The organism is Sporosarcina sp. UB5 (genome assembly GCF_050859005.1).
GTDB lineage: Bacteria > Bacillota > Bacilli > Bacillales_A > Planococcaceae > Sporosarcina.
On sequence record NZ_CP125984.1, the window covers coordinates 68,986 to 82,042 of the forward strand.

Sequence of the window (13,057 nt, forward strand, 5' to 3'; positions counted from 1 at the left end):
ACCGGATGTATGATTTCTGCCAAAATCGCAGAAATCATACAAATCGAACCCTTCGCTGTTCGATTGGCTGAGGCAACGCCCGCGGAAAGCGAGCGGTAAGCTTCGGAAAACCGGTTCTACTTTACACCACCGGAAGACTCGCAAGAACCCCGTTATAAAGCTTCAATAATATGTAAATAATACATGATAAAAAGATACCCCATACAAGAATTTCAAAAAACAACAAACCAACCATGCTCGGCATCGTCATAAACTTGCTCAATTTAAACATCATAAAAACAAAATAAATAAATGTCGTCAATAAGAAAATCCCCAACAGAAACTTTACCGACTGTATCCCACCTACCGAAGCAAGCGCTCCAAAAAAGTATATCAAATTACCACTTTTCGCTTCACTATACGACTCCCCCACCGCATCGATCGAAAAAAACAACATCGCCGTTTCGTGAATCGTTTCCGCAATAAGCTTTAAAGCCGAAAAAATCATAAAAAAAGCAAGCGAATAAATGACAAGAAGAAAAAGGCGCAACTGTGTATCCGTTAGAAATTCTCGCATACCTGCATAAAGACCGATCTGGCTGAAAAAAACGATCGAAGCCCCAACCATATAAACACCTAATGTTAAACTAAAAAGTGAAATTGTTAAAAATGGCAAATAGCCAAAAAGATAAGGATTCCTCATTTGACACCCCAAAAGCAAATAATTTATCTTTCCCTATAATATAGGAAGAGAAACGAATTTTACAACAATGTCATAATATGTCCTATGCAATCGCTCACAAATTAAGTTATACTTTAACACAATGTAAAGAATAATGATTCACTCATTGGAAGGAGGATTACTTTTGGAATTTGTATTACTTATTTTCCTACCGATTGTGGCGGCCCTATTTATACCGCTCCTTTCTCAAAAGTTGAAAGGTATACATACTGGTTGGTTCGTACTAATTGTCCCTGTTCTTTTATTCATTTACTATAGCTCGTTCATTAAGACGACTATGGACGGTGGACATGCCTTATCTGAACTGCAATGGATCCCGTCGCTCGGCATCTCATTTGTATCTTATTTGGATGGATTGAGTGTTCTATTCTCACTCCTTATTACGGGAATTGGAGCGCTAGTTGTCCTATATTCAATCTTTTACCTTGATAAAAACAAGGAGAAACTAGGCAACTTCTACGTCTATCTACTTCTTTTCATGAGCGCAATGCTCGGGGTTGTCCAATCGGATAATGTTATTTCGCTCTATCTATTTTGGGAGCTAACATCCATTTCATCATTCTTGTTAATCGGTTATTGGTTTAATCGCGACCGTTCAAGATTTGGTGCATTGAAATCGATGATGGTGACTGTTTTCGGTGGTCTGATGATGCTTGGGGGGTTCATCCTTCTTGGCATTATGGGAGGCACGTTCTCTATAAGGGAACTGATTGCACAATCATCTACATTTGTGGGACATGAGTTTTTCACATTAGCACTCGTACTTATTTTGCTTGGGGCGTTTACGAAGTCCGCACAGTTTCCATTTTACATTTGGTTACCGGATGCGATGGAAGCGCCTACACCTGTTAGCGCATACTTACACTCAGCGACAATGGTAAAGGCCGGATTATATTTAGTCGCCCGGTTTACTCCGATTTTCGCAGCATCAGAAGTGTGGATCTGGCTCGTAACGGGCATCGGATTACTCACGTTGTTCTGGGGCTCACTCTTCGCAGTGAAACAAACTGATTTGAAGGCGATACTTGCCTTTTCTACTGTCAGTCAGCTCGGCTTAATTATGTCGCTGCTCGGTGCTGGCGCTATTACATTCCATGTAAATGAAGCATTGTTCTCTTTTGCAATGTTCGCTGCTATTTTCCATTTAATTAACCATGCGACGTTCAAAGGTAGTTTGTTCATGATTGCAGGAATTGTCGACCATGAAACAGGAACGAGAGATATTCGTAAGCTTGGTGGTCTAATGAGCATCATGCCTGTCAGTTTTACTGTTGCATTTATCGGGTCGATGTCTATGGCAGGGTTGCCGCCATTTAATGGCTTTTTGAGCAAAGAGATGTTTTTACAATCGATGCTTGCAATCCGCCACTTTGAATTATTCAACTTTGCGACTTGGGGAATCATTTTCCCTGTCATAGCGTGGATTGCTAGTGTATTCACGTTCATTTATAGCTTTTATTTTGTATTCAAGACATTCGCCGGAAAAAGAGGGGCTGAAAAGTTGCCGAGTGAACCTCATGAGGCACCGATTGGAATGCTCATATCTCCGGTCATTCTTGCAACGCTTGTCGTTGGAATCTTTTTCATTCCAAACGTCGTCGGGAAATGGCTCGTCAAGCCTGCTGTCATGGCAATCCAGCCATATCAGTATGCCCATCCGTCGGAAGTTGCGGTGCACGTTTCCGCGTGGCACGGCTTCGCTTCTGTCGAACTGTGGATGACGATCGGAATTATAGTTGTCGGTAGCCTTCTCTATTTATCACTGTCGAAATGGCAGAAGTTTTACGGCATCCAGCCTAACGCTCTTTCCTTAAACGCAATGTATGATGCAACGATGACGTTTAGTGAAAAAGGGATGAACCGACTATCTCGTATGTATATGACGGGACTTATCCGTACGTATTTGTTGTATATATTTGCTTTCTTCTCGGTTATGACAATCGCGATGCTCTTCCTTCAAGATGCATTCGTTGTAAATATGTCTAGCTTTACAAAAGTAAGTGTGTACGGAATTATTAATGCCGTCGTCCTGTTGTTGGCAGTCGCATTCGTATTGCTATCTAAAACAAGACTGTCTGCAATTATTTCGCTCGGGGCTGTCGGCTATTCAGTCGCTCTGTTCTTCGTTATTTTCAAAGCGCCAGATTTGGCACTTACACAATTAGTTATTGAAACCGTATCGGTTGCGCTATTCTTATTGGCATTTCAACATTTGCCAAAGCTATCCGATCATGGTGAAACGAAAAGCAATAAGCTCGTAAACGGTATTATTGCTCTAGGAGTCGGCTTAACTGTAACATTGGTTGCGTTGTCTTCACATTCACAGAAACTTGTTGTATCCATTTCTCAATACTACAAAGATACTGTTGAAACAGAAGCCGGTGGAGGGAATATCGTTAACGTCATCCTCGTAGATTACCGTGGATTTGATACGTTATTCGAAATTGCGGTCCTGGCAATTGCCGGAATCGGCGTTATTAGTATGATTAAACTTCGACTGGCGAGAAAGGAGAGTTCAGATGAAAACAAATGACGTCATTTTACAAACGACGACGAAAGTTGTATTTTTCATCATTTTCCTTTTTTCTATCCATATTTTCTTTGCAGGGCACTATACACCTGGTGGAGGCTTCGTTGGTGGATTGCTGACGACAGGGGCGATTGTTCTCCTATTGCTAGCCTTTGATTTAAAAACGGTGCAGAAAGCATTGCCATTCAATTTCACAATCATGACTGCGATTGGGTTATTATTGGCGCTCGGGACTGCAGCTGGTGCGATTCTTTTCAACGTCCCGTTCTTTACACATGCTTTTGACTACTTTACATTGCCGTTATTCGGAGTGACTTCCCTTCATACAGCGATGGTATTTGACGCTGGCGTATTCCTCGTCGTCGTCGGCTCGGTGATTACATTCATCCAGTCAATTGGGGGGGATTCGTAATGGAATTAGTAATGGCTATTTTAATCGGTGTTTTATTCACCGCCGCAGTCTATTTAATTCTATCGAGAAGTCTATTGAAAATTATTATCGGCACAGGATTATTGAGCCATGGCGCTCACTTGCTCATCCTGACGATGGGTGGGCTCGGAGGCCTTGCACCACCTGTTATTTCGGAAGGTGTAACGGACTTTGCCGATCCATTGCCACAAGCGCTCATCTTAACAGCGATCGTCATCAGCTTCGGTGTTACAGCCTTCATGCTCGTCATGGCTTACCGTGCTTTCGCTGTTCATAAAACCGATGACATGAATCAATTGAAAGGAAATGATGAACATGATTAACTTACTTTTATTCCCAATCATCCTCCCTTTCCTTTTTGCGATTCTGTTGCTGTTCTTTAAAGAGAACGTTCGCGTACAACGAGTATTGTCATTGGTTGGTGTCATTATCAGCCTAATCGCTTCGTTCTATTTGTTAGTAACCGTCAAGTTGGAAGGGGTGCAAGTAGTCACGCTCGGTAGCTGGCCTGCCCCGTTCGGGATATCAATGGTGTCGGACATGTTCTCGGCACTGCTAGTAACGACAACTCTTTTAATAACATTGTTTGTCGTTGTTTATAGCTTCACCTCAATCGGTGAAGAGCGGGAGAGATTCTTCTACTACCCTGCCATCCTATTCATGGTGACGGGCGTGAATGGCGCTTTCACAACCGGCGATATATTCAACATGTTCGTCTTTTTCGAAGTGTTACTGATCGCGTCATACTTATTAATCGTTCTTGGTGGCGAAAAGAAACAATTACGTGAATCGATCAAGTACATACTTGTCAATGTCGTTTCTTCAGCATTATTCGTCATTACAGTCGCTTATCTTTATTCCGTCGTCGGCACGTTGAACATGGCTGATATTTCGGTGAAAATTGCGGAGATTGGCCAACCTGGAATTGTTACGGTAATCGCAGTTCTCATGTTGATCGTTTTTGGGGTCAAAGGGGCAATCTTCCCACTCTACTTCTGGCTTCCAGGATCGTATGCAGCACCGCCTATTCCGGTACTCGCCCTGTTCGGTGCGTTACTCACTAAAGTCGGTGTGTACGCGATTATGAGGACGTATACGTTGTTTTTCATTCACAATACCGGCGTCACTCACGAGATTTTGATGGTTGTATCTATTCTAACTGTCATTGTCGGCTGTGTTGGAGCGCTTGCGTATTTCGATCTTAAACAAATTATTATTTACAATATCGTCATTGCGGTCGGAGTCATCCTATTTGGAGCGGCTCAAATGAATGAAGCCGGCATTTCTGGCGCCATTTTCTATCTCGTACATGACATGCTTATTAAAGGCGCATTGTTCCTGTTGATTGGCATTATTATATATGTAACCGGAACGTCGAATTTACGAAAAATGGGCGGATTGATGAAAACCCATGCTCCGCTTGGGTGGTTCTACTTAATTGCTGCCTTCGGATTGGCGGGTATTCCACCGTTAAGTGGGTTCGTCGGTAAATTGCTCATTGCACAAGGCGCATTTCAGGCCGGTAATGTTTGGGGAAGTATTATTATCCTCGCGTCCAGCCTCATCGTGTTGCTATCTGTAATTCGTATTTTCATCTATGCGTTCTGGGGAGAGGCTGTGGAACTGCCTAAAACGGATCGGAAGCCATACGCACGCATGATGCTTCCTGCAATCGTGCTAGTCATCCTATCGGTTCTTTACGGGATTGGCACTGAATGGCTCATCCCTTACATGACAGACGCCACGGACGTATTACTACAACCATCCATCTATATTGATGCGGTGCTAAAGGAGTAGATGTCGATGGCATTTCAACTATTACTAAACGTTTTCATCGCGGTCGTTTGGATGTTCATGAGCTCTTCATTGAGTGCGACAACGTTCATCATCGGTTATTTAATCGGTCTAATTTTGATTATCATTACGCGGCGATTTTTTAATTCAAGGCTATATATATGGCGTCTTTGGGCGGCATTTAAATTGACATTGCTGTTCTTCAAAGAGTTGACGATGTCTAATATTTCTGTTCTGATGCTCGTCATACGTCCTAAATTGAAGCTCCAACCAATGATATTCGCTCTGCCGACCGAATTAAAACATGATTGGGAAATTACTCTTTTATCGAGCTTAATTACGCTGACACCTGGGACGGTCGTCCTTCACGTATCGGATGATCAACGGACTTTATACATCCATGCCATAGACGTTAGTGATGTGGACGAGGCGATTGATTCGATAAAGAATTCATTTGAAAAGGCGATAATGGAGGTGAGTCGAGCATGATGATGTTCATATGGGTGTCTTTAATTCTTGTTGTATTGGCCATGATCGGTATTATGGTGCGAGTATTCCGCGGTCCTTCCGTTCCCGATCGACTCATCGCTCTAGACGGTATAGGTGTTATGCTCATTTCGGCAATCGCACTTATTTCCATCTTGTTCGACACCATCTTTTTCATCGATGTAATTTTGCTCATTGCCATTATGTCGTTCATCGGTACAGTATCATTCTCCAAGTTTATTGAGAAAGGAGAAATTATTGAACATGACCGTAATCGCTAACTTCTTAATTGTTATCCCAATTGTCGTCGGCATCATTTTTACGCTTGTGACGATGATCGGTATTTTACGATTGCCAGACGTCTATACACGTGCACATGCTGCATCGAAAAGTGCCACACTTGGCGTCATGAGTATATTGCTTGGTGTATTCTTTCATTTCTGGTTGAAAGAGGGACATTTCAGTATCTCGCTTCTTCTAGGGATTCTCTTTCTATTCATCACTTCCCCAATCGGTGGTCATTTAATGGGACGTGCCGCTTATATGTCAGGAGTTAAGCCTTCCGAAATGACAGTCGGAGATGACTTGAAGGATGCTGTTAAAGAGGCTAAAGCGAAGAATATGCAACAATTAAAGGATTAATATTCTAACTAAAATAACACACTCGGCATTCCAATGTGGAAGCCGAGTGTGTTTTTCAATATGGATAACCGTATGGTGGATAATTGTAATATGGTGGATACCCATACCCATAAGGATAGCTATATGGATACCCATATCCATAAGGATAGTAAGGTGGAAATAATGCACTGCCAAGGAAGCTACCGAATAAACCTCCTAAAAATGGCCCCCCAATTCCAAATCCAAAACCAGCTCCACCTCGTCCATAACCTCTGCTATAACCTCTGCCATAACCACCGTACCTATATCGTACCATCTATATCCCCCTTTCTCACTTATCCTATTCGTAACGGGCGAAGTGAGGAAGGACGTATGCCTATGAATCGAATTGATAACACTTGGCTGTGCCTTTATTCGTTGTTACAGAGATATCTATAGCTTACATATCGTTAATCAGCATCTGCCATCCGTTCTACAATCGTAGCAAGTGTACGGACCATGACACCTGTTCCACCTTTCGGACCAAGATCATGCGCTGCAGACGCATCAGACGTGCCTGCGATGTCCAGATGGATCCATGGAGTATCTTCCGCAAACTCGCCAACAAACCCTCCTCCAAAGATCATATGACCATCTCGGCCCGGGGAGTTATTCAAATCAGCCACTTCGCTTTTTCGAATGCGTTTCTTATCGTTTTCTGTGAGCGGAAGTCTCCAGACGAATTCGCCTGTTTCCAAAGATGCTTGCATGAATTCTTCAAAAAACGCTTCATCATTCGTTAGCGCACCCGTCTTATCATTGCCTAATGCGACGATAACGCCTCCTGTAAGCGTCGCAACATCGATTAAGTAACTAGCGCCTGATTGCTTCGCGTACGTGACCGCATCAGCTAAAACGAGTCGTCCTTCCGCATCAGTGTTTAGCACTTCAATCGTTTTTCCGCTAAGTGATGTAATGACATCATCCGGCTTTAATGCTTCTCCGGAAATCATATTATCGGTCGCTCCAATTACCGCAACAACGTTTTTCGCTGGACGTAGTTCTCCAATAATTTTCATCGCTCCAAGTACAGCTGCCGCGCCGCCCATGTCGCCTTTCATGCCAACCATACCATCACGCGGTTTCAATGAGTAGCCGCCCGTATCGTACGTCACGCCTTTACCTACGAGTCCGACAACATCTTCCCATTGCTCAGTTCCGGCATACTTTAATACGATCAGACGAGGCTCTTCAACGGATCCTTTATTGACCGCCAAAATTGCGCCCATCCCTAGCTCTTCCATCTCTTTTTTGCCGAGCACTTCAATTTCAAAGTCGTATTTCTCCGCAAGTTCTTTTGCGTAATCCGCCATTTTCGTAGCGGTCAGAAGATTTGGTGGTGTATTGACAAGCGTACGTGCCTCATTCACCGCATCTGCATATGTACTGCCTACTTCAAACGCTGCCTTCAATTCATCTTCGTCCGCAGCCGTTATAAAAGTTACTGCTTCCAATGAGACATCTTTTTCGTTCGAGTCGGTTTTATAGCCTTCAAATTGATAAGTACCCATGCCAATTCCTTCTGCAGAGGCAAAAACAACATCTTCACACGTCAAGTTATCATTCGTGAATGGCGCTGTCCAAATTGCTAATGATGATGCTTTTAAAGACTTTAGCTCCTTACCAACAGCTGCAAATGCTTGACGCAAGCGATCTTCCGTCAACTTTTTTGACGCCCCTAACCCGATGAAGAGGACACGATCGTATCCGCGCGCTTCTAACGCAGGCAATTTACTAATTTTCTTGAAATCCGTTTTAATATCACCCGCTTTTACCCAATCCGCGAGACGTGGACTGAATGAGTCGGCGAATGTTTTCCAGCCTTCCACATTTTCCGGGTGCTCAGGAACCCCTACAACGAGCACTTCCGAGTTCAAATTATCGAATCCAGGTTCAATAAATGATGTTTTCATTTGACTACCTCCCACTTTTCATACATCCTCTATTATATACCAACACCTTATCGAACCAAAATAATCATTCGAAAAAATCGGATTTTCAATAGGCAACGACTTCTGTTATGGTATACTAACTATATATTTTTTATTTGAAAAGGAGTGGAATTATGTCCTTATTGCAAAACACTCCGCTCCTCGCGGCATTATTTGCGATTTTGTTCGCTCAGTTCGTTAAAATCCCGATTCACTTTTTATTTACAAAAAAATTGGATTGGAAATTAATGACGTCTACGGGCGGCATGCCTAGCTCCCATTCAGCGGCAGTATCTGCACTAACGACAGCGATTGCTTATGAAGTTGGACTCGGCTCCCCGCTTTTCGCTGTATCCGCGATTTTCGCAGTTATCGTCATGTTTGACGCAACCGGTATTCGTTATCAGGCTGGACAGCAAGCATTGATCATTAATCAAATGAGATTGGATTTTCAAACTTTCGTGACCGAAATGAAAGGCTGGCAACAGAAAGATGGTCAGCAAAAAATTCAGGAACTGAAAACCCTACTTGGCCATAAGCCTAGCGAAGTATTTGCGGGCTCCTTGACTGGAATCTTCATTTCCGTCATCACGTATTCATTTATTGTGTCATAAACAAAGAAGAAGGTGCTCCATAACGGAGACACCTTCTTCCTTTTTCTTTAGAACATCTGATATCCTTGCTTCCTTAGTAGTTTCATAACAAACCCAGAAATGATGGCGCCAACGAGTCCACTTGCAAGAATGATAATATCGGCTGCATGAAGCGATATGAATTTTTCGCCGAGCAAACTAAATGAATAGCCCGGTTTTGTAAAATACTCATAAACTTTCACTTCATCGATTATCAAAATGACGACTATCGGATAAACGATTGCCATCAACCACGTCATACGGAGTAGCATATTCAGCAAGAATCCTATCCCGAAAAACATGACCATGAAAATAATTATGGATAAAACGACATGTGTCAATGAAATTGTTCCCAATTTATTTACCTCCGTTTTCCTCTCATCATTTTACAGGAACGGATGAACGCTTTCAATAAATTCTATGATTTGTCGAAATTTGAACATTACTTTTGTTCGTTTATAATAGAATAGTTTTTCGCTAACACGTACGTCCCCTAAAAAACACCTGCCTCGTACTTTAGGCAGGTGTCTACTAGAATATGATTGCATTTATTATTTAAGTAAATTAAACTTACCTTTTTTAATAGTTAAACCTAATCCACCAATCATGTACAGCGCACGGTTATCAACCATCTTTTTCATGAAAGATGCTTTTTTACCTGTTAACTTCTTGCCGAAAGCGACACCGATTGCATCGTCATCACCAAGGGAAGCAATTGCGCCTTTAAGATCTGGCGTAAATTCGGAAGTTGGGTTACCCTTAATTAATGCGATTACGTTGTTCGCACACATTTCACCTTGTTGCATAGCAATTTGAGCTGTCGGAGGATATGGACGATTCGTCTCTTCATCAATCATTAATGCGCAGTCTCCGACGATGAACACGTCATCGAGTCCAGGAGCACGAAGGTCACTTTCAACTTTGACACGTGCACGCATGTTTTCAATACCTGTCTCTTCAATCAGTCGGTTGCCTCGAACTCCAGCTGCCCATACGACAGTGCCAGCTTTAATGAATTCAAATTCATCTTCGCCTTTTTTAACGTTGACACCTTCAGGAGTTGCTTCCACAACTGGCGTACCAATTGAAAATTCAATTCCTTTCGCTTTCAACTGTCTTACCGCATAATCTACTAATTCTGGATCGAACCCTGGTAGAACCATAGGTGCCGCTTCTACACAAATAACCCTAACCTTCTCTCGCGGTACATCGAATTCCTCACATAACTCAGGGACACGATTTCCTAGTTCACCTAAAAATTCAATTCCTGTGAAGCCTGCTCCGCCGACCACGATTGTTAAACGGCTATCGTCTTTTTCTTCTTCAATAGACCATGTTGCAAATTGGTATTCGATATGTTCACGAATTTGACGAGCTGCATTAACGTTAGCAATAGACAATGAATATTTGTCAAGACCTGGAATACCGAACGTTTCACCTTCGAAACCTAACGCAATGACAAGATAGTCATACGTATGCGTACCGACATTCGTCGTAACAACTTTTTCTTGAATATCGATCGCTTGAACTTTAGCTTGAACAAATTCTACTTTTCCTACGTCGATCACATCTTTAATATCGTAGCGAACTTGTTCAGGTGATAACGTTCCTGCAGCCGCTTCATGTAGCCAAGTCGACTCATAATGGTATTCATTTTTGTTGATGAGTACAATATCCGCCTCGTCAGTGCCTAGTGATTTCTGCAAGTTAACGACTGTCGATAATCCGCCGTAACCCGCACCTAATACTAAGATTGTCGGTCTTTTCACGAAAATCGAACCACCTTTAATTTTATTATGTGCCGGGTCCGGTGGAAATCGGATTCGACGACTCGCCCAGTCCTGGCATTTGTCATTATTTCGACAAACTTCTACACTATCATAGTAGCCTTTTTTGTAAGCCTTTTCAACTCATTATGATAAGAGTCACTTATTAGAATATAATAAAAAGTCCCTCCCTATACAGATTTAACCTGGAAGGCTTATCCGGATAGTAGGAGGGAACTTAATTATTCACGCCATAACGTTCTTTATTTTCGTTTTAGTTAAATAGCTTAATCACAAGATTCTGGCGTGCCAACTTTCTTAGCCGTTCTGAATGAAGTTCCGCAGCCACATGATGCGATGGCATTCGGATTTTCAATCGTGAATCCCCCACCCATTAATGATTCTTTGTAGTCGACTATCGTGCCCTCAAGTATTCCAGCATCGTCTTTAGAAATGACAATTTGAATATCGTGCTGAGATAAAAGATAATCATCATCGGATTTTTGCTCTTCGAATCCTAAGCCGTATGTTAATCCACTGCAACCTCCGCCGTTCACTGCAACGCGAAGGAATGAACCTTCCTCACCGTTATGTGCCATCATTTCCTTGACATGGAATGCCGCAGCTTCAGTAATTTCAACGTATTGTTTCATTTACATCCACCTTCCTGCTTTTCCTCTATCATATCAATGATTTTACTGATTACGCAATCATATTCCCTCAAATCAGTCCGAGATGTTGTATACTAAATCATATAGTGCGAAAGGGTGATTGCAATTGGAAATAGGTGCGACTTATGTAAAGAAAATGGATTGCTTGAATTGCCAGGAGAAATTTACTACAACTAAGATACGTTCACGCTTCGTCCGTGTTTCATCGCATGAAAATGACTTTAAACCAATATATGCGGATTCAACTGTCAACCCTATTTTTTATAATGTGGCCGTTTGCCCAAAATGCGGATTTGCCTTCACCGATGAGTTTTCCGCTTATTTTGCTCCCCGTGTTAAAAAGGAAATTGCGCAAACGATCACTTCCCTTTGGAATGGCAGATCGTTCGGAGACGAACGGACAATTGATGAAGCGATAGAAACGTATAAGCTCGCTTATTTAAGTGCGAATGTGAAGAAAGAAAAGTCTCTGACGATAGCAGGCATCACATTGCGTATCGCTTGGCTCTATGACGATATCGAAGACTTCGAGTCTAGCAAGCGATTTAGGGCAGTATCCCGAGATTTGTATACGCAAGCATATTCCGCTGGGGATCATGCAGGGACGCAAATGTCCGAAACGAGAGTATTGTATTTGATGGCCGAACTATCCTATCAAATCGGTGATTCGGAAGAGGCAATACGGAACTTTTCGAGAGTTATTGAAAGCCAACGGACATCGACCGATCCGAAAGTTATTGACATGGCAAAAGATAGATGGCAGGAAATTAGGGAGCAGAAAGTTTAATAGAGGTGGATTGGTTTGGACGTTGAACGGTCGGCTTTGAGCGCGGAACGCCTCACTTTGGACGCGGAATGGCTCGCTTTGAGCGCGGGACGGTCGACTTTGAGCGCGGAACGCCTCACTTTGAGCGCGGGACGGCCGACTTTGGGCGCGGAACGCCTCACTTTGGACGCGGAACGCCTCACTTTGGGCGCGGAACGCCTCACTTTGGACGCGGGACGCCTTACTTTGAGCGCGGAACGCCTCACTTTGGACGCGGGAAGCCTTACTTTGGGCGCGGAACGGTCGACTTTGAGCGCGGGATGGCTCACTTTGAACACTCTTCTAAATTAATTCAAAATAAATAGGGACCGCCAGAGAAAATTCATTCTGGACAGTCCCTATTTCAATTAGAATACTTGCTCGACTTCCACGACACCAGGTACTTCTTCAAGCAAAGCTCTTTCAATACCTGCTTTCAACGTAATTGTCGAACTTGGGCATGTGCCGCAAGCACCTAGGAGACGAAGCTTAACGACTCCATCTTCAATATCGACGAGCTCACAGTCTCCTCCATCACGCAGGAGGAAAGGGCGTAGTTTATTTAAAACTTCTTGTACGGGTTCCATCATCGCTGTATCTGTCATTGTAATATTTCTCTCCTTTCATTATA

Annotated in this window: 17 protein-coding genes; 10 read left to right on the forward strand and 7 right to left on the reverse strand. The window is 42.9% G+C overall.

Translation table 11 applies throughout. The features are described from left to right. Positions 1 to 121: 121 nt before the first annotated feature. Positions 122 to 682: a DUF5366 family protein gene (locus tag QM454_RS00525; RefSeq protein ID WP_432360202.1), complete on the reverse strand. Its 561-nt coding sequence runs from the start codon at positions 680 to 682 to the stop codon at positions 122 to 124. Between the two features lie 133 nt (positions 683 to 815). Here QM454_RS00525 and QM454_RS00530 point away from each other — a divergent pair, with 133 nt between their 5' ends. Genes QM454_RS00530 through mnhG form a run of 7 tightly spaced genes read left to right on the forward strand, consistent with a single transcriptional unit; the run spans position 816 to position 6,603 of the window. Then, positions 816 to 3,254: a Na+/H+ antiporter subunit A gene (locus tag QM454_RS00530; RefSeq protein ID WP_432360205.1), complete on the forward strand. Its 2,439-nt coding sequence runs from the start codon at positions 816 to 818 to the stop codon at positions 3,252 to 3,254. After that, complete coding sequence (locus QM454_RS00535) at positions 3,241 to 3,663, forward strand: Na(+)/H(+) antiporter subunit B (RefSeq protein ID WP_432360208.1); 423 nt, start codon at positions 3,241 to 3,243, stop codon at positions 3,661 to 3,663. Before QM454_RS00530 ends, QM454_RS00535 begins: the two co-directional genes overlap by 14 nt. Further along, positions 3,663 to 4,004, forward strand: a complete 342-nt coding sequence (locus tag QM454_RS00540; RefSeq protein WP_432360210.1) for a Na(+)/H(+) antiporter subunit C — start codon at positions 3,663 to 3,665, stop codon at positions 4,002 to 4,004. The genes QM454_RS00535 and QM454_RS00540 overlap by 1 nt, the downstream gene beginning before the upstream one ends. Next, positions 3,997 to 5,478: a Na+/H+ antiporter subunit D gene (locus QM454_RS00545; RefSeq protein ID WP_432360213.1), complete on the forward strand. Its 1,482-nt coding sequence runs from the start codon at positions 3,997 to 3,999 to the stop codon at positions 5,476 to 5,478. Before QM454_RS00540 ends, QM454_RS00545 begins: the two co-directional genes overlap by 8 nt. 6 nt (positions 5,479 to 5,484) lie before the next feature. Further along, a complete protein-coding gene (locus QM454_RS00550) occupies positions 5,485 to 5,964 on the forward strand; it encodes a Na+/H+ antiporter subunit E (protein ID WP_432360216.1) in 480 nt (159 codons plus the stop codon). Continuing rightward, entirely contained in the window at positions 5,961 to 6,242 is a 282-nt protein-coding gene (locus tag QM454_RS00555; protein WP_432360219.1) for a Na(+)/H(+) antiporter subunit F1, read from the forward strand. Before QM454_RS00550 ends, QM454_RS00555 begins: the two co-directional genes overlap by 4 nt. Then, positions 6,226 to 6,603, forward strand: a complete 378-nt coding sequence (mnhG, locus tag QM454_RS00560; RefSeq protein WP_432363807.1) for a monovalent cation/H(+) antiporter subunit G — start codon at positions 6,226 to 6,228, stop codon at positions 6,601 to 6,603. The genes QM454_RS00555 and mnhG overlap by 17 nt, the downstream gene beginning before the upstream one ends. A 55-nt stretch (positions 6,604 to 6,658) precedes the next feature. Here the strand turns inward: mnhG and QM454_RS00565 are convergent, their stop codons facing one another. Then, positions 6,659 to 6,898, reverse strand: coding sequence for a hypothetical protein (locus QM454_RS00565; protein WP_432360222.1), 240 nt, complete (start codon positions 6,896 to 6,898; stop codon positions 6,659 to 6,661). A 133-nt stretch (positions 6,899 to 7,031) separates the two neighbouring features. Further along, positions 7,032 to 8,534 carry a leucyl aminopeptidase gene (locus QM454_RS00570; protein ID WP_432360225.1) on the reverse strand — a complete coding sequence of 501 codons (1,503 nt, stop codon included), beginning with the start codon at positions 8,532 to 8,534 and terminating at the stop codon, positions 7,032 to 7,034. A gap of 152 nt (positions 8,535 to 8,686) precedes the next feature. On the opposite strand from QM454_RS00570, the gene QM454_RS00575 reads away from it, so the two are divergent. Continuing rightward, entirely contained in the window at positions 8,687 to 9,166 is a 480-nt protein-coding gene (locus tag QM454_RS00575; RefSeq protein ID WP_432360228.1) for a divergent PAP2 family protein, read from the forward strand. 47 nt (positions 9,167 to 9,213) lie between these two features. Here QM454_RS00575 and QM454_RS00580 read toward each other — a convergent pair whose 3' ends face one another. From QM454_RS00580 to QM454_RS00590, 3 genes are all read right to left on the reverse strand, one after another. Next, positions 9,214 to 9,540 (reverse strand): YuiB family protein, encoded by a 327-nt coding sequence (locus QM454_RS00580; protein WP_432360231.1) that lies wholly within the window; start codon positions 9,538 to 9,540, stop codon positions 9,214 to 9,216. Between the two features lie 195 nt (positions 9,541 to 9,735). Continuing rightward, the gene (locus QM454_RS00585) at positions 9,736 to 10,953 is read right to left on the reverse strand and encodes an NAD(P)/FAD-dependent oxidoreductase (RefSeq protein WP_432360234.1); all 1,218 of its coding nucleotides are present in this window, start codon (positions 10,951 to 10,953) and stop codon (positions 9,736 to 9,738) included. A gap of 284 nt (positions 10,954 to 11,237) precedes the next feature. Further along, a complete protein-coding gene (locus tag QM454_RS00590; protein WP_432360237.1) occupies positions 11,238 to 11,603 on the reverse strand; it encodes a HesB/IscA family protein in 366 nt (121 codons plus the stop codon). A gap of 124 nt (positions 11,604 to 11,727) precedes the next feature. Here QM454_RS00590 and QM454_RS00595 point away from each other — a divergent pair, with 124 nt between their 5' ends. Both QM454_RS00595 and QM454_RS00600 read left to right on the forward strand, forming a co-directional pair. Beyond that, positions 11,728 to 12,408, forward strand: a complete 681-nt coding sequence (locus tag QM454_RS00595; protein ID WP_432360239.1) for a DUF2225 domain-containing protein — start codon at positions 11,728 to 11,730, stop codon at positions 12,406 to 12,408. A gap of 15 nt (positions 12,409 to 12,423) precedes the next feature. Beyond that, positions 12,424 to 12,738: a hypothetical protein gene (locus tag QM454_RS00600; RefSeq protein ID WP_432360242.1), complete on the forward strand. Its 315-nt coding sequence runs from the start codon at positions 12,424 to 12,426 to the stop codon at positions 12,736 to 12,738. A 56-nt stretch (positions 12,739 to 12,794) separates the two neighbouring features. Here the strand turns inward: QM454_RS00600 and QM454_RS00605 are convergent, their stop codons facing one another. After that, on the reverse strand, positions 12,795 to 13,031 hold the full coding sequence (locus QM454_RS00605) for a NifU family protein (RefSeq protein WP_432360245.1): 237 nt from the start codon (positions 13,029 to 13,031) through the stop codon (positions 12,795 to 12,797). Positions 13,032 to 13,057 lie beyond the last annotated feature (26 nt).